This is a genomic window from Bdellovibrio reynosensis (genome assembly GCF_022814725.1).
GTDB classification, from domain to species: domain Bacteria; phylum Bdellovibrionota; class Bdellovibrionia; order Bdellovibrionales; family Bdellovibrionaceae; genus Bdellovibrio; species Bdellovibrio reynosensis.
On sequence record NZ_CP093442.1, the window covers coordinates 20947 to 45463 of the forward strand.

A 24517-nucleotide genomic window follows, 5' to 3' on the forward strand; every position below is an offset into this window, starting at 1 on the left:
CACCCGGATTCCTTTAAGTTAAGTCCCCGAACAACCGATAAGTCTAGACTGGGGTAGAGTATTATTATGAGATTTGTGTTGTTGATAGCGGCGGCTTTGATCACGGTTGTTACTTTTCAAAATTGTGCCGGGCAAAACCCCGCTGACTTGGGTGTAAGCCATGACCATGATGAGGCTGAAGCAGAACTAGCTAGTTTAGAAGAAGAAGTAGCCTTTGACGAAGCTATGTCGATGAAGGCAACAACGGTGACGCCTCAGAAGCCTGCCTGCATAGTATTAAAATCATCCTACGTGGCAAAGCTTACTAAAATGTATGAACTGCAGGGCGTGCGAGTTTTTTATAGCACCGATGCTGCGAACCCAGATGCAGTCAAATATTTGGCTGATAAAAATAAAAACAAACATCCAGACTATGTCGAAGATATCGCCCGTCAAATTGTCGCCGCTAGGGCGGGATTGAACGAACTTGGTTTTATGGATCCGGTGCAAAGCCCGCGATATAAAGCCTACGGTGTGCAATATATTGATGTGCATGTCAGAAACCTATCAGGTAACGGTCTTGCGTATGATGAAGCGACAGTTTATTCAAACAATCCATTAAAGAAAAATGCCTGCACATTGCGAATTGATTTGTCTAACAAGCTAGAGGCATTCCCAGGTGGATGGACAGTTGGTGCCCACGAGTTATTTCACTTGTATGAATACGGCTACACCATGTTTAAGCGCAGTTGGTTCCTAGAGGGAATGGCTGCATGGGGCGAAAGAGTTGTTAGATTAGGCGCTTTACGCAGTAATGGTTTAACTCCGCTTCCAGCTACAGCCAGACAATTACAAGAAGAGGTCTTTGCAGTGAACTATAATTTTATGTGGGATCGCCTGGCTTACCTGTCAGAGTCCAACAAGAATGTTCAATTTTCGTTAAGTACGAATTTGCAAAAGGCGACTTATATTGATGGCTCCAATGTATATAGAGATCAAAAACTTCTAGGTATCGCATTGATGAAATCTATCATGCGGAATCTTGCTAAAGAATCCACAGCGATTTCAGCAGAAAAAGGCTGGAGCAATTTTTTCTGGGCTGAAGCTGATCAAAAAGATCCTGTACATGATAAACGCATGATCAGAGCCGTTCAGCGCGCGATCAAAGAGATGAATCTTGATCGCGCTAACACCTCCGAGATTTCAGCGTTCTTAAAGCTGTGATTTTACTATTGCCAAAGCACATGGGTTCTTGGCGATTGATTTGAATCATTTCAGCTCTCGTATTAGCGTTTAGTTCCGGAGGATCCTCTATGAAACTAAACGCATTATTGGCTCTAACCGTCGCAAGCTTGGGCCTTATTGGCTGTCAAAGCATGGTCCAAAAAGCAAAAAACGAAGTGAAGTATTCAGCCTACGAGATGGTGGGTGTTGAAAAGCGCGATCTCTTTAAAAAAGACGTTAAGAAAGTTAAGAACAGCCAAGAAGATGCCGGCGAGGCTTTTGAAGATGCTTTGGAAAAGCTTCAGAAAATTTACGCTGTGGATGGTGGCAACTTAGAAAAACAATACAAGTCTTTAAATTCAAGTTTTGAGGATTCAAAAGAAGAAGTCGAAGCTGTTCACGAAAGAGTTAAAACCTTAGAAACCACCGCTGAAAATCTTTTTGAAGAATGGCAAGAGGAAATCAGCGGGATGTCGTCGGCGGATTTAAGATCAAAAAGTTCAGCTCGACTGAAAGAAACCCGGGAACGCTATAAAGTTTTTCATGCTTCTTTGAAGTCATCTGAAGCCCGAATGGACCCGGTCTTAAAAAAATTAAGTGATCACGTTTTATATCTTAAACACAATTTAAATTCTAAAGCCATTGCGGGGCTAAAAGTAGAATCAAATAAGATTCAAAATGATATTGAGTCCTTGATTAAGGATATGAATAAGTCTATTTCTCAAGCTGAAGATTTCGCAAAAACCATAGAATAGATTTTATTGATGGAACATGTCCTTTCAAATTTAGCTTGGATCGAAGAACTTCTGCCGTTGGGATATGATGCCGTGCCTAAGCATGGGGGCCTGGCCTATTACGTGGATATGAACCTGGTAATGATCCTTGTAGAGCGAAAAGGCCTATATGAACATAAAGGGGTGAGTTACCCCTTTGAACTTTGGAACGGCGCTATTTTTCCGGTTTTAAAAATTAGACAGAACGCCTTTTTCCTAAAGTATTTATTTTTAGAAAATCATCCTGCCAATAAAGATTGGCTTTACATCCCTGCAGAACACGAAGACTTCGAAGACGAAGTAAAACAATTCATGCGCGAAGTCCAAAAGGGAAATCCGTTATTGGGAATTCCGATGAAGAGCGAATCTTTATCGAAGTCCGATGAAAAAGTTCCGCGCGCGAAAAAGAAAGTCACAGCGAAAAAAGTAAAAGCCGACAAGAAAACCGAAAATGCCTTGTTCCTGTCGATCGCTAAAAAGTCCTTCGATCCTAATAAAAAATAATTTTCAAAATAGACTTTAATGGTGGGAATGTCCGCCAGAGGATTTTTGATTAAACTTCAAAGGCAGTTTGTACCTTGCTTCTTGGCCCACTTTTCCATCTCGAGCAGCTTGAATTACTATTTCTGCTTTTTTAGAAAATCTTTTTGAAGGTACACATTGAAAATGATCCGCTGCCGGGGAGCACGCAAATGGAATCACTGCCTTCCCATCCTTTGCTGCCATTTTAACACTTGAGTTCTGAACCGTTGGATTTTGGAAGTTAATATCAGACAGGTAAATCTTCGCACTCTGATCATCATTTAAAATAAGTTCAACGTGAAATGCCCCTGGCATCCGAATACTACCACTATGGGGCCCTGGCTTTTCTTCACCGTGGGCTAAGGCAATGGAGGAGGAAAGGAATAGAATGGCAGTAATGAATTTTAGATAGGTCATAACTTGATGATAGCCAAACTTAGGAATAATTTCGCTATTTAAAGCTGATATAAATGCAAATAGTATGACCTTGCGCATGCTTGTGATTGCCACCGTACTATGACTGAGATATGAGAGCGGTATGAAAAAGATAACGTCATCTCATCCTGATCATGGAATTCATAAAAAACGCCTGAATCGCGTTCGCGGCCAAATTGATGGAATCGAAAAGATGATCGATGAAAGACGTTATTGTCCTGATATTCTGATTCAGCTGCGAGCCGCTTCAAAAGCGCTTGAGTCGATTGAAGCTGAGATTATGAAAAGCCACATTCATGGCTGTGTTAAAACGGCGATTAAGTCTAAAGACGAAAAAGAAGTCGGAAGTAAAATCGAAGAGATAATGAATCTTGTACAGCGATAGCAAAAAAAAGGGCCCCGATGAGGCCCTTTTTTAATTCTTATTTTCCAACTGATACCGATAGTGGAACTGTTTTTAATTCACCTTTATCAATGAATTGCACCCAAACTCTGTAATCACCAGGTTTCGGGAATGTTGCGTGTAACATTCCAGTATTAGCTGCACGTCCCTTCATAGGGTGTACGTGGATAAGGCTTGCTCCGTCTGGAGAAACCGCTATCACGTGGGCAAATGCACCAAGATAAGGTGTGATCTCAGGAGATTGGCCATCAGCTCTAGTGATTTCAAAATTGATCATCACCATTTTGCCTGCAGTTACTTTGGTATTTTGCAGAGTTAAAGTTGTGCCGTTGACAGTCTCAGTGCGCTTGTCGCCAACCGGTTTCACAGGGATTTCAGCTGTTCCACCTTGTACTTCGGTTCTGATGTAAGTTGAAAACTCTGGTCCGTTTTTTAAAGCACCTTGTGCCCAGAAAAAGTATTTTCCGTTCACTGGTAGAGTTAACTCTGCAGTCCAGTTTGTGCCATTGAAAGTAGGGTGCACGTGATTGAATTCGTTAAGTGAAGAGTCATAAACAATGACGTGAAGTTTTTTAGTGTGAGTTTCAACCAAATCTTGTTCGCCGATAGCCTTATGCGTTTCGTCGTCAAAAAGATCAAAGTTAAACAATACAGTTCCTGCGTTGACCGGGCCTTGTACTTCAGCTTCGATTTCCACGCGGCTTGCCCCACCGTGAGCGTGTGCCGATGTTAAGCCCATCGTGCCGATTAAAAGTAAGCAGATTGCTAATAGTTGTTTCATTGCTTGAACTCCTTATTAATTTCAAAGAATGATCAAATACCCTAACGGGGTATCGGAAGCGAGTGGAAAACATCGCGTCAAGAAGCGTATTAATAAAAGTTGTCAAATACCCCCAGTGGGTATAATTCATGGCGTTTTAGAAGGGGGATTCGTGAACCAATTATTAGCAATAACAGTAATGATCGCGGGCATTTTGTCTATAAGCCCATCCCAGGCTTCCCATGCGAGTGTTCCAGAAAAAACTGTGGAAACGGCACAAGATTATCGCAATCTTACTCTAAAAGTTAGAACCGCCGCAGAATTTATGGTGCCATTTCCTGGAATGAAATCTTCGATCACCTATTCTTTTGAATTTGCTGAGCCAGCTTATCAGCTACCGATTATTTCTGACATTCATATGGCGAGTAGCCCCGTTTATTTCTACCGCAATTTCTGGGATCGCATCTTCTTTAAAGATGGATCGTATATGGAAATTAACGGCGAAAGATTGCCTCTAACATGCATGTTTATCTCAGGTCAGGACAATAGATACGGTCAAAAAGATTCTTCCCCCCTTTTTCCTGAGTTTGTGATTCGTGTTTACCTTGTTGCTAACGATTACAGCTGCCAAGGGCCTAAGAAGCCGGGATGGCCAGAGGTAGGAGGCAAAGAGGAAAACTGGGATACATATATTCATTATGAAATTAAAGATCCCACAATTATGCTGCCAGTTGATGCTAAAATTCGTTACCGCTGGAATGAATTCAACATGGTTCTAGTAGATAGAGGTGCATGATGAAGTACTTATTATTCGCTTTAATTTTTATTTCGACACCATCTTCATTCGCTGCACCTTCTTGGTATCCACTGCCTAAAGAAGCTTATCAGTTCGGGAATCTTTATCCTGAAGCGCAAAGACTTCTTTACGCTTTTGATTATGGGCATGCTTTAGTTTACGAGCGTCTTATTCATAATAAAGGGGAGATCAAGAATCCTCGCGCTTTTGAAAAACAAATTCTTTCAGACATTCAAAGCATTCTTAAAAATCCACCAAATGTTAAAGTGGATGAAGATGATATTGCGCCAGAGTATGTTTACACGTTTCCTTTGATGGTCAGTGCATTTGATTGGTCACATATGCTTCATCAATTTGTGCTTGATGCTATGGCTATAAGAAAAGATGGCGAACCTTTCAATCATCGAGTGAACGAAATCTTTGCACAATATAAAGCGAACAAAGCCTTGGCGATTACGGATGTCTGCAAGACTATGCTTTTTATGGACGGGCATTACTTTTCAAAAGAATTCCGTCGTAATTATCCAAGCTTCAACTTACTGATTTGGTCGTATCATTGGTTTCAAATCCGTCTTTATGAAGATTTGATGTTGCCGACAAAAGCGCAAAGGGATCTTGCGGTTCAAAAGACTGTGAATCAATTCTGGCAGCTTATCAGTGATCTTCCGGACTCTGCAGAGTTTGATATGATGCCAGAAACTCGTATCGAAGCTCCGCAGTTTTCAAAAGCCTTTCCTTTGATCGCAGCTTCTTTTGATAACAACCATATGCTACATGATATCGTCAGTGACATCTTAACCTCATCAAAAGTAGCACCTGAAAATATGCGTAAAGTTGGTATTGAATATGGGCGCATGGCCCTAGATCCCTTAGCTTTTAAATCTAATAAATGTTTGGCGTATCCGTAGGAGGATTTATGAAATCTTTAATTCTTTCATTGCTGGTTTTTTCATTTTCATCAGTAGGTCTTGCCCAAGAAGCGACGGTTTCTGTAGCGAAAGCGGCTGAACTTACAGCTCACAGAATTGATCGCTTGGTTACTTTAGGTAAAATTGATTCGTCTTTTTTAACTTCACTTGAAACAATTGAAGTTGAAGTATTGCAAAACCAATCGCCTGCAGTCTTTAAGTCTATTTCAACACAAACGGCTCCAGTAGCCGGGGAACCTCTAAAACTTGAGGTTCTTTTAGACGGCAACGGTAAGGCTTTGTCATATCAAGTTTCCTCTTCAGGCAGCGCTGGCGTATCAAAAAACTGGCCAGAAAAAGACGCCGTTTCGTTAACCGAGAATGCGCTTCACTACGTGTTAGAAAACAACATGGATCCGAAGGTTGCGTTATTTGATTCAGCATTATCCTCTATAATGTTGGAAAAGGGTGTTTTGGATGGTGTTGACGTGGCTATTGGCAAAATGAAGTCTACTCTGACCACCGAAACTCTTTTGGTCTACCTAAAATTAGATGGATCATTTATTTCAGCGGAAATGGTGCCGTAGCATGAAAGCGCTCATCGCGATCTTTTTCCTTTTTTCAAATGTAAACCTGGCTCATGCAGAAGTGCTTGAACCGACATTTGAATCCATTGATCGTTTGGTTTTTCAAAAGACATGCACTGATTGTCATTATGCGGGCGGGGATGGAAAAAGAGTTCTGCTTGATAAGAATTCTTTGTTGAACAGCCCCTTAGAGCTTGTAATACCGGGCAACCCGGATGAATCAGGATTGATTATTTCGTTTGAGCGAACTGACGACAAACGTATGCCGCCTGAAGAAGACGGCTACGATGCTTTGACACCAGAAGAAATTTCGGTCATCAGAAAGTGGATTGAAATCGGAGCGCCTTAAAGAATAAAGAAGCTTTTGCGGGCAATGTATTTTTGCCTGCTAGACACGCTGAGCATGGAGTAGCTCAGCAGATTGTGCTTTTCTGTTTCTATGAAGCAGATTGAATTTGGATTAGATACCTTTGGTGATGTTACTTACGATGAAAACGGCAGAACTTTGCATCAAGCGCAGGTTTTGCGAAACATAGTTGCTGAAGGAGTGTTTGCTGATCAAGTCGGTCTTGATTTCTTCGGCGTCGGTGAACATCACCGTGATGATTTCACTGTGTCAGCTCCAGAGATTGTCCTTGCTGGCATCGCAACACTAACTAAAAAAATACGCCTAGGTTCCGCAGTGACGGTTCTAAGTTCCGACGATCCTATACGTGTGTTTGAAAGATTCTCTACATTAGATGCTATTTCGAATGGTCGCGCCGAAGTGATCGTCGGCCGTGGATCCTTCATTGAATCCTTTCCACTTTTTGGTTTTGATCTAAATCAGTATGAAGTGTTGTTTGAAGAAAAGTTGCAGCTTTTTGCTAAGCTTATTAAAAATACGCCAGTCACTTGGCAGGGTAAAACTCGCACACCTTTAAAAGATCAGGATGTTTATCCTAAATTAGAAAAAGCTCCGCTGCGCACTTGGATCGCGGTGGGGGGAACTCCGCAATCGGTTCGTCGTGCCGCCCACTATGGAATGCCGTTGATGCTTGCGATTATCGGCGGGGAGTATGCGGCATTTAAGCCCTTTGTTGATCTTTACAAAAAATCATTAAAACAATCGGGGTTCGAAGATGCGCCGATGATTGGTGTTCATTCGCCAGGTTATGTAGCAGCGACTGACGAGCAAGCTAAAGACGAGTGCTGGCCTCACTATCGTGCGATGGTTTCAAGAATTGGCAGAGAACGCGGCTGGCCACCAATCACTCGAGAACAATTTGAACTTGGTTGCGGATCAGATGGTGCTTTGTTTGTGGGTTCGCCGCAAACCGTAGCTAAGAAAATTATCAACGCTATTAAGATTCTTGAATTGTCGCGTTTTGATTTAAAATACAGTCACGGGACGATTCCCCACGAAAATCTGATGAAGTGTATAGAGCTTTACGGGAAAGAAGTTGTGCCGTTAGTACGTGCGGGACTTTAATTAGCGCGTTTCTAACTTGATGTTTACGATTCTTTTGCCAGGGCCACTGACGGATTCAATCAGCCTGTCGTTAATATAAAATCGGAATTGATATTTGTCGCGGCTGACTTCTTCACCGCGGCGGTAACTTTGATTCTCGTTACCATTATAAGAGTGCGCGAAGTTTTGTTCGTTACCGTCATCGCCGGCGCCATCATTGCCCTCTCTTAGGAAAAAGACGGATGCGAAGGGATATTTAGCTAAGGCAAAAACATCTAAATTTAATTTCCCCGTATTCAACATTTCCTGGCGAAAGGCTTCCCATTCTGTATAGGTGTAAGTTGCCTTAAGCGGGATGTGCACTGTGAATGGTTCTTCTGAGGATTCAAAATGCATGCGAATCGCATCTTTCACCGCTAGGGTCTGACAGCCGTTGAGCGTGTCAGTACTTCCGAAAAATCCACCTGCAACAGTAACTTCATTAGCCCTGATAGGCAGATTGTGTTCGCCACCTTCAGAGAATATTGCAAAGTCTGGGGAGCGGTCAGCTGTATACCAACGCGAATTACCTTTTTCACTTTGATCGCTTACAAGGTATATAACTGGTCGGCCTTGGGATTTAAAATCCTGAACAAGTTGATCAATGCCGGCAGCCGCAGTTTTCGTCGTATCGAATTCTGTGGTTGCATGTACTACAAGCAGCGCATGGCGATTGGCGATGCCGTTTGGGGTTTCATGAATAGATAGGGGTCTTAGCTGCGTTTCTTCTGAAGCAGGACTTCTTGGGATGTGCTGACATCCAAGAATCGAAAGCGAAAATAAAAGTGAAAAGACTAATTTCATGAAAGAGCGAAGTCTCCATTAAGGTTAGGGTAAACCCAATCAGGGTAAAGCTCTAGCAAATAGTCAGACTCTATAATTTTATGGGGCTCATTGGTCTTGATAAAGTGAATGGGGGCTAATCCTAATTTCTTCGCCAATTCACCGTAATAATCTTCTTTCCTAGGGTGAGCTGGTGCTACGGCATTGATGGTTAGTGGAGGTTTAGAGGATTCTGAAACCGTGCAAATAATATTAATAAGATCTTCGCGATGAATTAAGTTAACGGGTGTATCAGCGCTAACGGGCGATTGGCTTTTTGAAAGATGAAAAGCAGGATGACGATTTCCACCGATAAGTCCGCCCGGTCTAATGATGATTATTTCTTCCGGAAATTTTTTTATTAAAAGTTGTTCGACGGTTGCAAGCCATTTTCCGCTAGCAGTTCTCGGGAGCGGTAGAGTGCTCTCAGTTAGAATGCCGCTTTGATCTCCATATACGGAAATAGAGCTAATGAAGATGATCTGCTCGCGCGCAGGAATTTTTGCGACAAAATCTTCCGGAGAAATATCAGCCAAAGGTGGTGTATTTAAGAATAAAACGTCGCAAGCTCGCTTCGGAAAATCATGAATCCGCCAGTCAAAGTCCGCGCGGTGAGTTCCCCAGGTTTTTACTCCGTGGGAATTTAGGTTCTCGGATAGAGATTGCCCGAGCCAGCCTAAGCCCACTATTCCCCATATTTTCTGGTAATTCATTTTTGTCATCAATTTATTAGTTTCAAATTGAGATTGTGCTGTCAAGAACGTCGTCAGATTCAAACGCTTCAAAGAAAAAATCAATAATCATTTTAGAGGCTTAACTGCGAAACCGATAAGAACTTAGGTTAACGGAGAGTGCATGCGCTTATTCAGAATCTATCAGTTAGCAATTGCGACCGGCTTGGTATTCACATTCCAAAATTGCACTAATCAATTTGCCATCAGCCCTGACTCTACCCAAGCAGCATCGCCCGCTACCGGACAAGACGTAACAGAACCTCCCGATGATACCAGATTTAAAAGTGCCATTGAAATCATCAATGCTCGTTGTGTGTCTTGTCACAAAACTGGAGGCAGTGCTGCCTTTGCTCCGTTAAACTTTCAGTCTGAGCAACTTTTTATTTCGCAAAGTCTTGTGGTTCCAGGGGATCCATCAAAATCAAAACTGATCTACCGCTTAAAAAATTATCCTGATGCGACTGCGACGAATAGAACTATGCCGGTAGGTTCTGATCTTTCCCAAGACGAGTACAACATCCTTTATACGTGGGTTTCTAAAATGCAGCCCGATGATTCTGGTCCGTTTGCCTGTGATACCCGGGATACGTTGCTTGCGCGTTCCTTGCCGCGATCCATGAAGCGCTTATCTAAAAGACAATACACAAATACTTTGGTTGATCTTCTTTCTCGTGGAATGTCTGTTTCTAATGCGACGACGGCGGTGGAGCAGACTCTTAATAACGTGACATTACCAAAAGACGATGACACCGTTTTTTCACGCTTCGATGGAAGTGTGGTCGCGCAGCACATGAGAGCTTATTTTGATGTGGCGGATTCCGTTGCCGCTCGAGTTACTAACAGTACTTATTATAATTCTTTTGTTACTTCAATGATCGGTCTTAATGCTGGAGGTTGTTCTAGCATTAACACGGCAAGTTTATCTGCCGCGTGTTCTGATCGCTTTATTAATAACTTCGGATTGCGCGCTTTACGACGTCCCTTGAATTCTGAAGAGTTAATCTTGTATCGAACGACCTATGAAACTGCTGGCAGAAATGCAGCAGGTATTAATGCTGTTGTATTCAGATTTCTGATGGCGCCGAATTTCTTATTCAGAATTGAAAATGAAGGATCTGCTGTCACCGCTGATCTTTTAAAAATGAATTCATACGAAGTGGCCTCTCGCCTTAGCTATATGTTCTGGAACTCGATGCCTGATGAAACGCTAATAAGCTTAGCTGCTTCCCGCGATTTAAGTACGGATGCTTCGTTTTTAAGTGCTTTAAATTATGTGGCGGATAGTACGAAGTCCCAGGATAGCATGAAAGAGTTTACGGAAGAATGGCTTCATCTTTCAAAGATTCCGCAGTTTGCCACAAATAACGCTACTTTAAATTATATGGCTGACGGAATTACCTTAGACACCAGTTTGCGTACGGCCATGATTGAAGAAGTCAAAGACCTGAGCGCCTACGTTTATCGCAATAACATGTCATTCTTAGATCTTTTCACTTCTAATGTTTCTTTTGCGCGCGATAGTCGTTTAGTCAGTATCTACGGCGTTACTAATCCAGCTCCTGCGAACGTGACACCAACAAATGCCATTCGTTTCCCGTCAGGGGAAAGAGCAGGGGTGTTAACGCGCGCCGCTTTGTTAGTGGGTGGAAGTGAGCTTGCTAATCCAATTAAGCGTGGAATCAGAATCCGAAAAGACATTCTTTGCCTGTCTTTAGAAAATCCGCCAGCAGATCTTACTAATGCGCTTGAACCGCCACCAGCGGATATCAACATGACGACTCGTCAGCGATATGATCATGCGACCAATCCTACTGCCTGCATGAACTGTCACCAATATATAAATTCATTAGGGCATGCATTGGGAGCTTACAATTCATTCGGTAAAACATGGGTGCAAGAGCCGATCTTTGATGAAAACGGTGCTTTCACCAATAGATATTTACCAGTAAATACATTCGTTGATTTAAGCACGAGTATTGCGCCGGGGCTTAATGCCAATGGTCCGCTTGAGCTTTCAACTCAAGTGGCTAACCAGCATTCAACGCTGAAATGTTTTTCCGAAAAAGCTTTGCGCTTTACTGAAGAAAGAACTGAGAACGTAAGCAAAGAAGGCTGTCGCCTGAATAACCTTTATTCAAAGTTAAAACAGTCGCAATCACTTAAAGATTTTTTTAAAAGCATGGCCCAAGACCCCGAGTTCCGCCATCGACTTATGCAATAGGATAGGGAAGTTCGTATGAAGTATAATAAAATGTCACGACGAATGTTTCTGCAGGGTGCTGGTCAAATGCTTCCTATTCCTTTTTTAGTTTCGCTTTTGCCTAGGGAACTTTGGGCGCAATCAACATCGGGTGCAGCGGTAAAGCGCTATATTGGTGTATCAAGTAACTTTGATTACGGCAGACACTCAAACTGGTTTCCGACGATGAATAGACCTGCATTGACGTTAAGCCCTGGGAATGGTGATCGTGATGTTTATTATGCCCCACTTTCATCGTACTTAACTTCGTCAACGGCGAACTTATCTAGAGTTTTTGGTAATCATCTAAACTCTAATATCAATAGCATCAACATCATTCGCGGTTTGGATTTATCTACACGCATTGCGCACGGTAATGGTCATATCTTCGGAAATTTCCAAGCCAATGATAACCACGAAGCAAACTCTAGCCAATGTTCTGCTATTCGCACGATTGACCAAGTCTTACGCGACAGTGCGAAATTTAATACTTCGGGTAAAGACGTGGCAGTCCTTGGTAATGATGGACGGTCCTGGCGCAGAGACTCTTCAGGAAATATTGTTCGCGCAAACTTAGTCGCGAATAACTTGCGGGGAACTTACAACTATCTTTTTAATAATGGAAGTCTTCCGGAAACGACGGGAACATCGCAAACAACTGCGGCTCATCCCCGTGCGGCGAGTATGAATGGCATCATGGAGGACTATACCCGGGTTCGTAACAGTCGTCAGATCAGTGCTGGTGATAGAACTGCATTAAGTAATGCTATGGACCTTTTATCTGACATTCAACGTGGTCTTCAAGGTACGACAACTCAAGCTGGTGGTACTTGCAGCCATCGTTCCATGAATAATCTTAGCAGTACTGGAATCTACATGATGAACGAAGCGCAAATGACGACATTTGCAAATATGATCGTCGCAGCCATCATGTGTGATGTTACTAGAATCTTTATGTGGAACGGATGGGTGAATGAAGATTTATTCGATACCCACCCTTCAGAAGATTTCCATCAAGGCCACAGCCATATTCCGTTTTCGACAGTGAACGGTCAGTTGAACTGGCAATACATGGGTGATGTGCAAAGATCTTTCGTCAGAGGTTTCATCGCTCCACTAGTAAATGGCTTAGCTGGCGCGGTGGATCCTTCCAATGACCAAAGTTATTTATATAACTCGCTTGTACATTTCACCCTTGAGGCATCACAAGTTCACAGTCCGAACTATCAACCTTGTATGTTAGCCGGTAACGCTGGTGGAATCATCGGGTTATCTTTTAGACTACACGGATCGCACGCGAGTAAGTCCGTGGTGTGCAGATTCGTTTGAAACGTCTGCTGGCGAGCGATTCTCTGAAGAATATGTCGGTGTTCCAATGAACAGGGTGTTTAATACCATCTTGCAAGCCATGGGTTTAAGCCCGGCTGATTATGAAAGTTCAAGCTTGAACACGTCTTTCCAAAATGTTTCTAACGGAAGATACGGAGCTGCCAATAACGGAATCGCCAGTATGGGCGGCTACGGTCATTGGGGGCCAGGAACTTCCAGTTATGGTAATGACTACCTAACGCGAGCCGCACTTTATAATCTTCATAATTTTAAGAGAGTTTTACCGATGCCTTCGCGCTCTGCAGGGTCTTAGTCCTACTAAAAATGTACTTTTTAAGGCTGTTCGTCTATCCTAGCCGTCGTGCAAACTCGCATTGAAGGCTTTATTTTTACCGGGACTAGTTTAGATTTGGCGGACCGCCAAGTCCTTAAACTTTATGGCCAGTCAAACCAAGGTTCTTTTCTGGTCACTATTGATCAATTTCAAAATTATTTTTTCGTTGAAGCCAATAAACCCACTTCAATCCGAAGTCTCAATGGGCACTGGGCAGAAAAAGTTTCTTGTTCTAGCCAAGCCATCTTATTAGATAAAAGACGGAAATTTGAAAGCGAAGGGTTACGAACCTTTGAAGCTGACATAAAACCTTTAGACCGCTTTTTAATGGATAATCGAATTTTCGCTCAAGTCACTGTGGAAGGTGACGGCGTTATGAAAAACGGTCTTCTGACTTTTATTAATCCAAACATCACTCCTGGTAACTACTATCCTGATTACAAAATTTTGTCTTTTGATATCGAGACGGGAAGAGATGGCAGAATTCTTTCACTTGCCTATTGTGCGCGAGGTAAAGAATTTGATGAGCGGAGAACCATTGTGTTGGGTTCTGGTGCTGAAACTCCAGACGTTAAGTTTTCTAAGGACGAAAAAGGCATTCTATTATTCTTCCAAGAAGCCATGCAAAGAATTGATCCAGACATCGTCACGGGCTGGAATGTTATTGGGTTTGATTTAAATTTTATATTCAACAAGTCCCAACAATTAAAGACTCCACTTGTTTTAGGCCGTGGCACGCGTCCTTTTAACATGTTTAAAAACGCTCGGGGTGAATGGTTTGTGAATCTTGAAGGCCGCGTTGTTGTAGACGGCCCCCGCGCGCTTAAAATGAATTTCTTTAGTTTTGAAAGTTACAGCCTTAATAACGTTTCAAAGGATGTTTTAGGTGATTCCAAAGACATTGACGAAGATGAGGGTATAAATAAGTGGGATGAGATCGAACGCCGCTTCCGTGAAGATAAAATGGCATTAGCTCGTTATAACGTGAAGGATGCTGTATTAGTTTTAGATATCTTTGAAAAAACCAAACTTATCGATCTGCTATTAACTCGCTCTTATATCTCGGGACTTCTTTTAGAAAGAGTCGGCGGGTCGGTAGCGTCTTTTGATCATTTCTATTTGCCTTCTTTGCATGATGCAGGATTAGTCGCGTCTAATGTTGATGACGTTGAATTCAGTGGCACTGGAAAAGGTGGATTCGTTCTAAATCCCAAAGTGGGGATTCATTCAAACGTTCTAGTGATGGATTTTAAAAGTCTATATCCTACGGTGATTAGAACTTTCTTGATTGATCCGCTTTCGCGTTTTGCTCGCGATCACGAGACTTTGACGACTCCGGTGGGACTTCGCTTTTCTCGCACCAAACATATTTTGCCGGGTAAAATTTCTGAACTTCTAGAAAGAAGGCGTCAGGCCAAAAAAGAAAAAAATGAAAACCTGTCCCAGGCGATTAAAATTTTAATGAATAGCTTTTATGGAGTTATGGGATCCACGGGCTGTCGCTTTTATCATGAAGATCTTCCTAACGGCATCACAGGAAGCGGGCAGTGGATCTTAAAAACCGTTATCGATTTCTTAGAAGAAAAAAAGTTCAGCGTTCTTTATGGGGACACAGACTCTTTATTTGTGCAACTGCCTGCTTACGAAGACTATACGATTCAGGCTAAGCAACTCGTAAATGAAGTGAATGCCTTTTTAAGTGAAAAACTCAAACAAGATTATGCGGTCGAATCCCACCTTGAAATTCAGTACGACAAATTTTTTAAAACTTTGATTCTTACCAGTACTCGCGGCATGGATGAAGGCGCGAAGAAGCGGTATGCCGGACTTGTGGAAAAGAAAGTCGATGGAAAGACAGTCGAAGAAATCATTTTAACCGGCATGGAGTATGTACGCTCTGATTGGTCGCTCCTAGCACGTAATTTTCAGTACGAGCTTGTCCGTCGAGTTTTCTATGGTGAAGACATTCAAGAATATATTGATTCCATTTTAAAAAAGCTTGAAGACCGAGAGTTGAATGATCACCTTGTTCTTAGTAAACGCTTATCAAAACCGTTATCAGAATATGTCAAAAATGTTCCACCCCATGCCCGTGCGGCTAAAATTCTTTTTGAAAAAAAAGGAATTTTGCATCGCAGGCCCCGTTATGTAATGACTTTAAGAGGTCCCATTCCCGTTGAACTTCAACACGACGATATTGATTTTGACTATTACATTTCTCGTCAGTTAGCTCCTATTGCAGATAGTATTCTTGCGCTATTTGGCAAAAGTTTTGAACAAATGCGCGGGAAGCAGCTTTCATTATTCTAATTGCCAGCTCTTCGACATTCTGAAATGATCCCTGCGATGAAGGGGACAGTATGGGGCAAAGGCACTTAACCCACATTCTAATATCTCTTTTAGGTTTCTTTATGGGATCCAGCGTTTTTGCTGCTGACCTGACCGATGTCTTTCATAACTCCTTAAATATCCCATCCCTTAGTAACTCCGAACTTTCAGTTTTAAAAGGCTATGACATTTACTTGGTCCCGGGAATCCTTTCAGAAACTTTTCTAGATGATGATGATAGATCCTCCGTCACTTTTTCGCGATTGACTGGTGAGTACTTCGAAACCCAGCAAAATCTTTTAGAAAAGAAATACGGATTAAGAAGTCAGCGTTTATCTAGCTCGTCTCAGTCAGTGGCTGAAATTAGAACGTCCATTCAAAGAGCTTTAGCAGAATCCAATACGGCTAAAAGGAAAGCCGTATTTATAGCCCATTCATTGGGTGGTTTGGCCCTATTAGAAGAGGTTGTAAGTTTCCCTGCTCATCAAAAAAACGTAGCAGGCATTATCTTTTTGCAAACTCCTTTTAAAGGTTCCCCGGTTGCAGATGTTTATTTTGAAGGTCCGCTGCATTTAGATAAATTGTTAAAGCCGGTGATTCCGTATTTTAATACTTCACCCCAGATCATCCGCTATTTGGGGACGGTCAGTCGCAATAACTTCATGACTGAAAACGCTGGCAGTGTTCAATCGCTATTGCAGAAAGTCCCAATAATCACAGTCGGCGGAGTGGTCAATGACGATCCAAGTTTGTTCTCACCCGCAGTGAGCATCATTGCAAATGGCTGTTTTAAAAAAGTCCTTGGTCAATGTGTCGTGCAAACGTCATTTAAGGGACCTTTTGATCTTAGTGATGGCATGGTTCCATTTCAAAGTTCTAAACTTCAGGGCGCTGACTTCATCAAGCTTGAAGGGGTTGATCACGGTGAGACTGTGGTAAACATCCCATTTGAGACTTATGATAAAGCCGCCGTCACGAAGAGCTTGCTTAGAATCTTGATTTCAAAAATTGCAAACTAACTAGACCTTTGTCTTGAAAGTTGATCTCTCAAATCGCTTATGCTTCAATATAGGTAAAAGCTAGCCTAAAGTACTGGCATCTGAGAATCGACATCAAGAGGTGGTTTATGGGATCAATCGTAGCATTTATTAATCAAAAAGGCGGAGTCGCTAAAACTACGACAGCAATCAATGTTGCTGCACAATGGGCTCACAACGGCAAAAAAGTTTTGCTAGTGGATTTAGACCCACAATCTTCCGCAACTCGTTCGATCTTTGGCGACATGGACTTTGAAAACACTATTTATGACGTTTTGACGGGGGAACTTGCTGCCGAAGAAGCCGTGGTCGCTTCCGAAACATTCGGCTTTGACGTGATTCCTTCAGAAATCATGTTAAGCGGTATTGAAATTATCTTGGCGTCAAAATTTGGACGTGAAAGCATTTTGAAGCGCGGCCTTGCGGAGATTAAAGACAACTACGATATTATCGTGATTGATTGCTCGCCATCCTTGGGTCTTTTGACAGTGAATGCTTTGATTGCATCAAAAGATATCGTGATTCCAATTTGCCCAGAATACTTCTCTTTAAAAGGTATCGAGCTCATCCTAGAAACTTTAAAGAATATCCATCAAGGCTTGGGTCATAAAATTGACGTACGTGGGATTATTATTTCTAAGTACCGCAATCGTAAGATCGTAGAAAAAGTTATTAACGATCTTCGTACTAACTATACAATTCCGGTATTTAGTAACTACATTCCGGATTCAATCGTGGTTGAAGAAGCCCATCACAATCACAAACCAATGCTTCAATATTCGCCGAAAAATCCTGCAGGCCAAGCCTTAGCTAATCTTGCTGTGGAAATGTGGGCGTAAACAATCTGAATCCTTTATTCGTAGACTCTACAAAACCCATTGGTGATAAAGTCGTCACCAATGTGGAATTGTTATCCGTTGTCTTACGCGACGGGGATTCCGTATTTTTTGAAGTCAGCGATGAGTTTGGTTTTCAGCAGCGCTTTCTGCTAAAAGCTATCGAAACTAAAAAGTCTATTAAGTACACAGCCGAAGTGTGGTTGAAGTATCAGTACGAATACCAATATCGTTTCGTGATGATAAACGCTGAAGAAGAGGTCTTTGCTTCCGCTACGCAAAGTGCCCGCGCGGGGCATGTGATTTCTGAAAAGTGGGCTCCGACGTTTAAGCCCGATTCATTGCGCGAAAAGAAAAAGCGTCCCGTGCAGAAAAGTGAACCTAAAGCCCCGCGTGAAGTTAAGACGGCCGTGAAGCCTTTAGGGCAGCCGAACATGTTATCTCAGATCAAGTCTTTGTTAGACGACTTATTGTAGATCGCACCCATCCATTTGACTCGAGAGAGGTCGAAGTGAAAAATCTTGAAAAACAACTGACGGAAAAATTTTTTCGTTATCTAGCAGTCAGTTCGCAAAGTGATGAAAATGTTGCGGAACTGCCAAGTACTCCTGGTCAGCAGAAACTTGCTGAATTGTTAGCACAAGAACTGAAAGCGCTAGGACTTCAGGATATTAAGATCGACAAACATGCGACGGTGACTGCGGTTAAACCGGGAACAAAAAAGGGTGGGCCGCGCATCGGTTTTATCACTCATATCGACACGGTGGATGTGGGTCTTAGTCCCCATATTCATCCGCAGATTCTTCGCTTCACTGGCGAAGATGTTTGTCTTGATAAAAACGAAAATATCTGGTTAAAAGTTTCTGAACATCCTGAAATTCTTCCTTATAAAGGACAGGACATTATATTTAGTGATGGGACTAGTGTTTTAGGCGCTGACAATAAGGCGGCCGTCGCTGTGGTTATGACCCTGCTTGAAAACCTTCGAAGCGATCAAGAGTATGGTGATATTGTCGTTGCCTTCGTGCCCGATGAAGAAATCGGCTTACTTGGCGCTAAATCCATGGACTTGTCTCGCTTTGACGTCGATTTCGCCTACACGATTGATTGTTGCTCTTTAGGTGAAGTCGTTTATGAAAACTTCAACGCAGCCACGGCAGATATGACTTTCACAGGCGTAACCGCGCATCCGATGTCAGCAAAAGGGGTGTTGGTAAATCCGATTTTGATGGCGCAAGATTTTATCAATCATTTCGATCGCGCAGAGACTCCAGAAAATACCTCTGGCCGAGAGGGTTACGTGTGGTTTAATTCCATGAACGCTACCCAGCAGGAAGCAAAGCTATCAGCTTCTATCCGAGATTTTGATTTAAAAAGTTTTGCCGCGAGAAAGAAAAAAATCGAAGAGGTGACTGAAGTCATAAGAGCGAAATACCCAACGGCGAAAGTCGCTACAAAGATCACTGATACCTATAGCAATATCAGCAATTCTTTAGGCGAAGACCGTCTGGCGATTGATTTAATTTTCCAAGGCATGAAAGAAATTGGCGTTGAACCAAAAGTGATCCCGATGCGCGGCGGGACTGATGGTGCTGCGCTGTCAGCGAAGGGAATCTTGACGCCAAACTTTTTCACCGGCGCTCTAAACTTCCACTCGATGTATGAGTTCCTGCCGATTCCGTCCTTTGTGAAGTCTTATGAATTAGCAGAAAAGATCTGTTTGCTTGCGGCTAAGTAACTATTTGCAAAATGGTGTTTTATCCAATAGTTACTTCCCCTGTTTTCGGGTCTAAGTTGAATTACGTGATTGATCCTGAGCATTACAGCAATATGGCCTTCACTGTGATCAAATCGTGTGTCGCTCAAAGAACATATCCAATTTTGGTGTTATCCGTCCTTCGATTCTCAAATTTAATAATTAAGTCCTAATAGACAGACTTTAATAATCTGATCTTTTAATTAAGTAAAAGATTGCACTTTAAGCTCGGCACGCTATCTGCAGTTCGTCCTTTCAACAAGGTCATTTTGACGAATATTAAAAGGAGATTAAAATGAACAAAAATGAATTATTCCAAAACATCATTTCTGAGAAAAAAGGTGGTAATGCGGTGGGGGTGCAAAAGGAATTGAAGTCTGAAAATATTCCAGACGAAGTAAAAAATATTTTGCACGCACGCAAAGCAAAAAAACTTAATTAAAAAATTTTGTAAGTATTTAAGTAAAAGGGAGAATGACATTCTCCCTTTCATATTTTGGTGGGATATGGATTCATCATTTTTATTAAATTTGGAAGTCAAAAAATATGACAATCCTTGGTCATACTACGTAATTGATAACTTTCTTCCAAGTGAAAGTTTTAAAAAATTACAACAACAACTTTGTGCTGTTGATGCGGGATTTGAAAAACAAGATGACGATATTTTTCAAATAAATTTCATGTTCCTTCCGGATCTCACATTGGCAAAATTTTTTATTGGTGAAGCCTTCCAAGAATTTTTGCAAAGAGTAACTCAGAAAAGTCTTGAAATTAGTGACACGGGTCTCGTGCAACTTCGTCGAATGACGCCTAACTCCCCAGCCATGCCTCCCCATATAGACGCGGCTGACGAACGCTCATTAGTATGCATTTATTATCTTTCACCAAATTGGCATCCGCAATGTGGCGGCGAACTGCTTCTTCATCCCGACAATTTAAGAATATCCCGCCAGGAAGCAGTGGCAATTGAGCCACTAGCGAACAGGATGGTATTATTTTTCACAGATAATACAAATTGGCATAGTGTTGTGAAAGTAAATAACTGGAACCGATACTCTGTTTTATCCGAGTGGATCGTGCAGGAAGGCTGAATATGAAATCTTTAGTACTTAAATATGTTGATAGGCCGCTTGCCGCTAAAATATTAGTATATAGTTTTATTCAACAACTTGTGGCAGCAACAGGAACCTATGCACTAATTAAAGCGGGTTTGTCATTTGATGCCCCAGTTTTTTTAATAGCGTGGCTTGCAATCACTCTAGCTTGTCATGTGTTGACACCGTTCTTTGGTATTATCACGAAGCCGCTTGAGATAGAATTAACGTTCAAATCATATAAAAAATTTCTTGAAGAAAAACTACTTAGCAAAGCCTCTTCTTCTTCTCTTTGGTTGCAAAAAAATGAGCGCGAAAGATTTCTGGCCTCTGTTGGTGCTGAAACTGAATTATATCTAGGCGCCATAGTATATGTCTTATTAGACCTCTTTTCATTCGGACTATCGATTATCTTCAGCATCACCGTGTTGGGATTTTCGCTCGATATGATGTTTATCCCTGCTTTCGCCATGGCTGGTATTGTTAGCTTTTTTTGCTATAGCTACCTTCAGAAAAAAATTACACACGCCTTTGAGGTTGAGCAGGAAGCAAAGACCAGTTTCGCGAGTTACCTGTTATCTTCCTGGGATAACATTTTTTTTAAAAATGCGGGAGTTATTAGGCGCTACCAAGATCAATTTAGTCAACGTTTTGATGTGGCAAAATCAAGATCTGTCGAAGCAGCTCGTTGGTATGAGGTGATGGTATCTGTATTGAGTTTGGTTTCGAGCTTGCCTGTTATTACAGTTTTAATTTGGCTTGCCTTTAAGAACCAAAATAACAACGCTGTTCTTGTTGCGCTACTGGCCGTTGCTCCACGTCAGTTAAATATTCTGTCGACGTTTAGAAATATATTTCAAACAACAGCATCATTTTTAAGCTTCGAAGCTAAATTCAGAAGACTTTCTCAAAATGCGACTTTAATTGAACAACCAATTACAGGAAGAATCCAACATACAGGCATCAGAGTAGAAGATAACTATCATCAAACTCTTGAGTCACTTGAGAAAACTATTATAGGCAGTCCACCTAAACGAATTGAGATTCGTGGTCCTAATGGCGTCGGAAAATCAACGCTGCTATTGCATTTAAACCAAAAGTTAGATTCTTCATTTTACTTGCCTGCAAATCCGCAGTTTGACTTACCAGAAAACGCAGTTAGCTCCACGGGGGAGAATCTAGTAAGACATATTGAGTTTTTATCTACCCAAGATGACCGTTATATTTTGTTGGATGAGTGGGATGCAAATTTAGATCAGAACACGATCGACAAAGTTCATGGACTTCTTAATGAGCTTTGTAAAACCAAAGTGATTGTGGAAGTTCGGCACCGTTAATTGAGTGGAACAACGTCGGCTTCTTATCAACTCCTACGAAAAAATATAAACCGCTATGAAAGTTGCGATGATTGGAAGAATGAAAGTAAGGCCTAGGACTATCAGGGTTTTGGATTTTACTTCTGATTCGTTGTTTTCAGTCGTCATTTTATTTCCTTTTTGAAGAATAAAACAAGAACGTCACAGATTATCAAGCTGGCTGGCCTTCGGCGCCGCAATTTGTTTCCCGGTATAGGCAAAGGCGGCTCGGTCTTCCCGCGAAAAGGCATCACGCCTTTTCGTCCCGGAGCCGGGGCTTCTTCGAGTCCTGCTACTCCATACTGTCGGGGCCGAATTTTTCCCCTATGCTTAAATGCGAGTTTCACAGGCGAACCAATACACGAATGCAAAGCTAGCACTGACTAACAAGAGCCGAGGACTGTCTGAGTATTTAAGCATAGGGGAAAAATTTGGATGGGGTAGCAGGACTCGAACCTGCGAATGACAGAATCAAAATCTGTTGTCTTACCAACTTGACGATACCCCAGTAAGAACGCTGAACGAGTCGCTAAATTACGGATTCTGGGGACGAAAAGCAAGATAAGATGCGGCGCGCAACCGATGCGGTGGTAACAAACCGGGCTTTAACGCGGTGGATACCCAAAAAAGAAGCAGGCACCTTTCGATGCCTGCTTTAAATGGTCCACGGGTCTTTTTTGAAGCCGCCTCTGACTTGCTAACTCCACATTCGAAAGCAAGCAGGCGTGAGCAGGGTACTTCGACTAGTAATCGTCGCCGTAGTCGCTGTTAGGCGCCTTTTGGCGTTTTAGGTTTACTAGTGTTTCGCCCATGGATTTAAGTTCTTTTTCATAAGCCTCAAACACAAGATCCTCGATCATGGTTCTTGTTTCTTGGTTTAAGGGATGTGCGATATCTCTGAACTGTCCGTCTTTGCGTTTTTTGCTCGGCATCGCTACGAACAAACCGCTAGTGCCTTGAATGACCTTCAAGTCTCTGACTACAAAGCAATTATCGAGGGTGATTGAGACATAAGCTTTAAGCCTGTCTTCGTTGACGGGAAATACTTTAACTTCGGTGACTTTCATGAGGTGTCCCTTTCCTGTTGCCGTTCCTGTTGCAATTCTTGGAGCCATACGATGGTCCGTAATTCTTCTCGGACTGAATTGAGAAAAACTAAAGACCTAGGTCGGGGAATTCAGGTGAAAAGCCAAAATTCACCGAACATGTCTCAGGGTGAGACGAAGCTGCCGAAGTTTATAGCAAAGGAAAACAAAAAAAGCCTCCCCGAAGGAAGGCTTTAATGCGCCGTAGACTGGAAAAAGTGCCAGGCACCTTTTTAGTTCGTGATGTTTATGATTTGGATGCGGGCATTGCGGGCGATACGCAAAGTGTTTTGACCTTTTTTAAGGGCTTTGAGGACATCTTTTGAAGTCTCTACTGCCACTTTGTTCACGTCCAAAACGATGTCGCCCACGCGAAGACCGCTTCGGCTTGCTGCCGAGGATCTGTCCGTTTGAATCACCACGGGTTGTTTCATGTCTTCAGGAAGGCCCCACTCCATTCTTAATTGCGGAGTTGGATCCATAACCGAAAACCCTAAATCAAACGGAGCTTTGTGGCCTGATTCGTTTTTAGCAAGCGGGCGAGTGGCAACTTTGGGTTCCACTTTTTCTGCCACGTTGACGTTCAAACTCATCTCTTTATTGTTGCGGATCAGTTTTGCTTTTGCTGGTTTACCAATCGGTGAGTCACTCACGGCATCGATTAAATCTAAAGAGCTTTTAATCGATTTACCGTTAAATTCAGTCACGATGTCATAAATTCTGAAACCCGCTTTTAGCGCAGGGCCCTTCGGATCCATATTAGTGATAACAGCACCGCGAATATCGCCCATCCCAAGATACTCCGCAGCTTCGGGATCAAGGTCACCCAATGCAGCACCGATATATCCGCGAGCAATTCTTCCTTTGCTTTCAAGCACTGGCAGGATCGCCTTCACTTCATCAATTGGAATCGCAAAACCGATACCTTGAGCTCTGGCGTCGATCGCAGAGTTAACCCCGATGACTTGTCCTTTGGTATTTACTAAAGGACCGCCAGAGTTCCCCGGGTTGATGCTAGCGTCAGTTTGAATCAAAGGAATTTTATTAATCTCTGTGATCGCACGACCCAAGGAAGAAATAATCCCTTTCGTCATCGAATGATCGTGACCAAACGGATTACCAAAGGCCGCTACCCATTCGCCGACTTCAAGGTCTTTTGAAGACCCCATAACAGCGACAGTGAGTTTATTTTTCGGAGTGATTTTAATTAATGCGATGTCAGAACGTTCATCGCTACCAACCAAAGTCGCTTCATAAACGGTCTTATCCTTACCACTTAATTGAACGTTAATTTGGTCTGCACCCGCGATCACGTGATTGTTCGTCACAATCAAACCATCTTCACGGATGATAAAGCCCGTTCCTAAACCAATTTGTTGAGGACGTTGGCTTTGCTGAGGTTGTTGCATGCGAAAGCCATAAAGCTGTTCAAGCATATCTAACATCGGATCACGCATGCGACCGACGTTTTTAGGAAGAGCTGTCGTAGAAATATTAACGACCGCTGGATTGATAGCCTTGGCTAATTCTTGAAATAGATTTCCTGGTAAAGGTTCGCTCAGTTTTAGTTTCGGGGGATCTTTAGGAAACGTTTGCGCTTGGCCTGGAACTGCAAGCGCTACGGACATGGCGAACGCTAAGAACACAGATTTTTTCATAAATATGTCTCCTGTCTACACTCCGACTTTGTCG

Annotated in this window: 26 protein-coding genes and 1 tRNA gene; 20 read left to right on the plus strand and 7 right to left on the minus strand. The window is 42.4% G+C overall.

Annotated elements, in window-relative coordinates:
• Positions 1–66 precede the first annotated feature (66 nt).
• The 3 genes from MNR06_RS00120 to MNR06_RS00130 all read left to right on the plus strand — a co-directional run bounded on the left by MNR06_RS00120 (position 67) and on the right by MNR06_RS00130 (position 2480).
• The gene (locus MNR06_RS00120; protein WP_243537795.1) at positions 67–1203 is read left to right on the plus strand and encodes a hypothetical protein; all 1137 of its coding nucleotides are present in this window, start codon (positions 67–69) and stop codon (positions 1201–1203) included.
• 89 nt (positions 1204–1292) lie between these two features.
• The gene (locus MNR06_RS00125) at positions 1293–1958 is read left to right on the plus strand and encodes a DUF2959 family protein (RefSeq protein WP_243537797.1); all 666 of its coding nucleotides are present in this window, start codon (positions 1293–1295) and stop codon (positions 1956–1958) included.
• A gap of 9 nt (positions 1959–1967) precedes the next feature.
• The gene (locus tag MNR06_RS00130; RefSeq protein ID WP_243537799.1) at positions 1968–2480 is read left to right on the plus strand and encodes a hypothetical protein; all 513 of its coding nucleotides are present in this window, start codon (positions 1968–1970) and stop codon (positions 2478–2480) included.
• 15 nt (positions 2481–2495) lie between these two features.
• On the opposite strand, the gene MNR06_RS00135 is transcribed toward MNR06_RS00130, so the two are convergent.
• Complete coding sequence (locus MNR06_RS00135; RefSeq protein ID WP_243537800.1) at positions 2496–2993, minus strand: hypothetical protein; 498 nt, start codon at positions 2991–2993, stop codon at positions 2496–2498.
• Between the two features lie 43 nt (positions 2994–3036).
• Here MNR06_RS00135 and MNR06_RS00140 point away from each other — a divergent pair, with 43 nt between their 5' ends.
• A complete protein-coding gene (locus tag MNR06_RS00140) occupies positions 3037–3318 on the plus strand; it encodes a metal-sensitive transcriptional regulator (protein WP_243537802.1) in 282 nt (93 codons plus the stop codon).
• A gap of 37 nt (positions 3319–3355) precedes the next feature.
• Here MNR06_RS00140 and MNR06_RS00145 read toward each other — a convergent pair whose 3' ends face one another.
• Entirely contained in the window at positions 3356–4117 is a 762-nt protein-coding gene (locus tag MNR06_RS00145) for a hypothetical protein (RefSeq protein WP_243537803.1), read from the minus strand.
• 151 nt (positions 4118–4268) lie between these two features.
• Here MNR06_RS00145 and MNR06_RS00150 point away from each other — a divergent pair, with 151 nt between their 5' ends.
• From MNR06_RS00150 to MNR06_RS00170, 5 genes are all read left to right on the plus strand, one after another.
• Complete coding sequence (locus MNR06_RS00150) at positions 4269–4892, plus strand: hypothetical protein (RefSeq protein WP_243537804.1); 624 nt, start codon at positions 4269–4271, stop codon at positions 4890–4892.
• Positions 4892–5800, plus strand: coding sequence for a hypothetical protein (locus MNR06_RS00155; protein WP_243537805.1), 909 nt, complete (start codon positions 4892–4894; stop codon positions 5798–5800). Before MNR06_RS00150 ends, MNR06_RS00155 begins: the two co-directional genes overlap by 1 nt.
• 8 nt (positions 5801–5808) lie before the next feature.
• The gene (locus MNR06_RS00160; RefSeq protein WP_243537806.1) at positions 5809–6387 is read left to right on the plus strand and encodes a hypothetical protein; all 579 of its coding nucleotides are present in this window, start codon (positions 5809–5811) and stop codon (positions 6385–6387) included.
• A gap of 1 nt (position 6388) precedes the next feature.
• A complete protein-coding gene (locus tag MNR06_RS00165) occupies positions 6389–6736 on the plus strand; it encodes a c-type cytochrome domain-containing protein (protein ID WP_243537807.1) in 348 nt (115 codons plus the stop codon).
• A 90-nt stretch (positions 6737–6826) separates the two neighbouring features.
• The gene (locus MNR06_RS00170) at positions 6827–7858 is read left to right on the plus strand and encodes an LLM class flavin-dependent oxidoreductase (protein WP_243537808.1); all 1032 of its coding nucleotides are present in this window, start codon (positions 6827–6829) and stop codon (positions 7856–7858) included.
• Here MNR06_RS00170 and MNR06_RS00175 read toward each other — a convergent pair whose 3' ends face one another.
• Both MNR06_RS00175 and MNR06_RS00180 read right to left on the minus strand, forming a co-directional pair.
• Positions 7859–8680, minus strand: coding sequence for a hypothetical protein (locus MNR06_RS00175; protein WP_243537809.1), 822 nt, complete (start codon positions 8678–8680; stop codon positions 7859–7861).
• Complete coding sequence (locus tag MNR06_RS00180; RefSeq protein ID WP_243537810.1) at positions 8677–9411, minus strand: Rossmann-fold NAD(P)-binding domain-containing protein; 735 nt, start codon at positions 9409–9411, stop codon at positions 8677–8679. The genes MNR06_RS00175 and MNR06_RS00180 overlap by 4 nt, the downstream gene beginning before the upstream one ends.
• 142 nt (positions 9412–9553) lie before the next feature.
• Between MNR06_RS00180 and MNR06_RS00185 the strand changes: the two genes are divergently transcribed.
• The 11 genes from MNR06_RS00185 to MNR06_RS00235 all read left to right on the plus strand — a co-directional run bounded on the left by MNR06_RS00185 (position 9554) and on the right by MNR06_RS00235 (position 21722).
• Positions 9554–11653 (plus strand): DUF1592 domain-containing protein, encoded by a 2100-nt coding sequence (locus tag MNR06_RS00185; RefSeq protein WP_243537811.1) that lies wholly within the window; start codon positions 9554–9556, stop codon positions 11651–11653.
• Positions 11654–11668: 15 nt separating this feature from the next.
• Entirely contained in the window at positions 11669–13000 is a 1332-nt protein-coding gene (locus MNR06_RS00190; protein WP_243537812.1) for a DUF1552 domain-containing protein, read from the plus strand.
• Positions 13001–13046: 46 nt separating this feature from the next.
• Positions 13047–13313: a hypothetical protein gene (locus MNR06_RS00195; protein ID WP_243537813.1), complete on the plus strand. Its 267-nt coding sequence runs from the start codon at positions 13047–13049 to the stop codon at positions 13311–13313.
• A gap of 48 nt (positions 13314–13361) precedes the next feature.
• Positions 13362–15644 (plus strand): DNA polymerase II, encoded by a 2283-nt coding sequence (locus tag MNR06_RS00200; protein ID WP_243537814.1) that lies wholly within the window; start codon positions 13362–13364, stop codon positions 15642–15644.
• 50 nt (positions 15645–15694) lie between these two features.
• A complete protein-coding gene (locus MNR06_RS00205) occupies positions 15695–16681 on the plus strand; it encodes a lipase family protein (RefSeq protein ID WP_243537815.1) in 987 nt (328 codons plus the stop codon).
• 107 nt (positions 16682–16788) lie between these two features.
• On the plus strand, positions 16789–17538 hold the full coding sequence (locus tag MNR06_RS00210) for a ParA family protein (protein WP_243537816.1): 750 nt from the start codon (positions 16789–16791) through the stop codon (positions 17536–17538).
• On the plus strand, positions 17529–18011 hold the full coding sequence (locus MNR06_RS00215) for a hypothetical protein (RefSeq protein WP_243537817.1): 483 nt from the start codon (positions 17529–17531) through the stop codon (positions 18009–18011). The genes MNR06_RS00210 and MNR06_RS00215 overlap by 10 nt, the downstream gene beginning before the upstream one ends.
• 35 nt (positions 18012–18046) lie before the next feature.
• On the plus strand, positions 18047–19273 hold the full coding sequence (pepT, locus tag MNR06_RS00220) for a peptidase T (RefSeq protein ID WP_243537818.1): 1227 nt from the start codon (positions 18047–18049) through the stop codon (positions 19271–19273).
• A 313-nt stretch (positions 19274–19586) separates the two neighbouring features.
• Positions 19587–19733, plus strand: coding sequence for a hypothetical protein (locus tag MNR06_RS00225; protein WP_243537819.1), 147 nt, complete (start codon positions 19587–19589; stop codon positions 19731–19733).
• A gap of 64 nt (positions 19734–19797) precedes the next feature.
• Positions 19798–20382 carry a 2OG-Fe(II) oxygenase gene (locus tag MNR06_RS00230; RefSeq protein WP_243537820.1) on the plus strand — a complete coding sequence of 195 codons (585 nt, stop codon included), beginning with the start codon at positions 19798–19800 and terminating at the stop codon, positions 20380–20382.
• Positions 20383–20384: 2 nt separating this feature from the next.
• Complete coding sequence (locus MNR06_RS00235) at positions 20385–21722, plus strand: hypothetical protein (RefSeq protein ID WP_243537821.1); 1338 nt, start codon at positions 20385–20387, stop codon at positions 21720–21722.
• Positions 21723–22172: 450 nt separating this feature from the next.
• Here the strand turns inward: MNR06_RS00235 and MNR06_RS00240 are convergent.
• From MNR06_RS00240 to MNR06_RS00250, 3 genes are all read right to left on the minus strand, one after another.
• Positions 22173–22248: transfer RNA gene (locus MNR06_RS00240), tRNA-Gln, on the minus strand.
• 235 nt (positions 22249–22483) lie between these two features.
• A complete protein-coding gene (gene spoVG / locus MNR06_RS00245) occupies positions 22484–22807 on the minus strand; it encodes a septation regulator SpoVG (RefSeq protein ID WP_243540796.1) in 324 nt (107 codons plus the stop codon).
• 251 nt (positions 22808–23058) lie between these two features.
• Entirely contained in the window at positions 23059–24483 is a 1425-nt protein-coding gene (locus MNR06_RS00250; RefSeq protein WP_243537822.1) for a trypsin-like peptidase domain-containing protein, read from the minus strand.
• Positions 24484–24517: the final 34 nt, after the last annotated feature.

Coding starts and splice junctions, on each gene's coding strand:
- MNR06_RS00120 (WP_243537795.1), top strand. CDS start 67: ATGAGATTTGTGTTGTTGATAGCGGCGGCTTTGATCACGGTTGTTACT.
- MNR06_RS00125 (WP_243537797.1), top strand. CDS start 1,293: ATGAAACTAAACGCATTATTGGCTCTAACCGTCGCAAGCTTGGGCCTT.
- MNR06_RS00130 (WP_243537799.1), top strand. CDS start 1,968: ATGGAACATGTCCTTTCAAATTTAGCTTGGATCGAAGAACTTCTGCCG.
- MNR06_RS00135 (WP_243537800.1), bottom strand. CDS start 2,993: ATGCGCAAGGTCATACTATTTGCATTTATATCAGCTTTAAATAGCGAA.
- MNR06_RS00140 (WP_243537802.1), top strand. CDS start 3,037: ATGAAAAAGATAACGTCATCTCATCCTGATCATGGAATTCATAAAAAA.
- MNR06_RS00145 (WP_243537803.1), bottom strand. CDS start 4,117: ATGAAACAACTATTAGCAATCTGCTTACTTTTAATCGGCACGATGGGC.
- MNR06_RS00155 (WP_243537805.1), top strand. CDS start 4,892: ATGAAGTACTTATTATTCGCTTTAATTTTTATTTCGACACCATCTTCA.
- MNR06_RS00160 (WP_243537806.1), top strand. CDS start 5,809: ATGAAATCTTTAATTCTTTCATTGCTGGTTTTTTCATTTTCATCAGTA.
- MNR06_RS00165 (WP_243537807.1), top strand. CDS start 6,389: ATGAAAGCGCTCATCGCGATCTTTTTCCTTTTTTCAAATGTAAACCTG.
- MNR06_RS00170 (WP_243537808.1), top strand. CDS start 6,827: ATGAAGCAGATTGAATTTGGATTAGATACCTTTGGTGATGTTACTTAC.
- MNR06_RS00175 (WP_243537809.1), bottom strand. CDS start 8,680: ATGAAATTAGTCTTTTCACTTTTATTTTCGCTTTCGATTCTTGGATGT.
- MNR06_RS00180 (WP_243537810.1), bottom strand. CDS start 9,411: ATGAATTACCAGAAAATATGGGGAATAGTGGGCTTAGGCTGGCTCGGG.
- MNR06_RS00185 (WP_243537811.1), top strand. CDS start 9,554: ATGCGCTTATTCAGAATCTATCAGTTAGCAATTGCGACCGGCTTGGTA.
- MNR06_RS00190 (WP_243537812.1), top strand. CDS start 11,669: ATGAAGTATAATAAAATGTCACGACGAATGTTTCTGCAGGGTGCTGGT.
- MNR06_RS00195 (WP_243537813.1), top strand. CDS start 13,047: ATGAACAGGGTGTTTAATACCATCTTGCAAGCCATGGGTTTAAGCCCG.
- MNR06_RS00205 (WP_243537815.1), top strand. CDS start 15,695: ATGGGGCAAAGGCACTTAACCCACATTCTAATATCTCTTTTAGGTTTC.
- MNR06_RS00210 (WP_243537816.1), top strand. CDS start 16,789: ATGGGATCAATCGTAGCATTTATTAATCAAAAAGGCGGAGTCGCTAAA.
- MNR06_RS00225 (WP_243537819.1), top strand. CDS start 19,587: ATGAACAAAAATGAATTATTCCAAAACATCATTTCTGAGAAAAAAGGT.
- MNR06_RS00230 (WP_243537820.1), top strand. CDS start 19,798: ATGGATTCATCATTTTTATTAAATTTGGAAGTCAAAAAATATGACAAT.
- MNR06_RS00235 (WP_243537821.1), top strand. CDS start 20,385: ATGAAATCTTTAGTACTTAAATATGTTGATAGGCCGCTTGCCGCTAAA.
- spoVG (WP_243540796.1), bottom strand. CDS start 22,807: ATGAAAGTCACCGAAGTTAAAGTATTTCCCGTCAACGAAGACAGGCTT.
- MNR06_RS00250 (WP_243537822.1), bottom strand. CDS start 24,483: ATGAAAAAATCTGTGTTCTTAGCGTTCGCCATGTCCGTAGCGCTTGCA.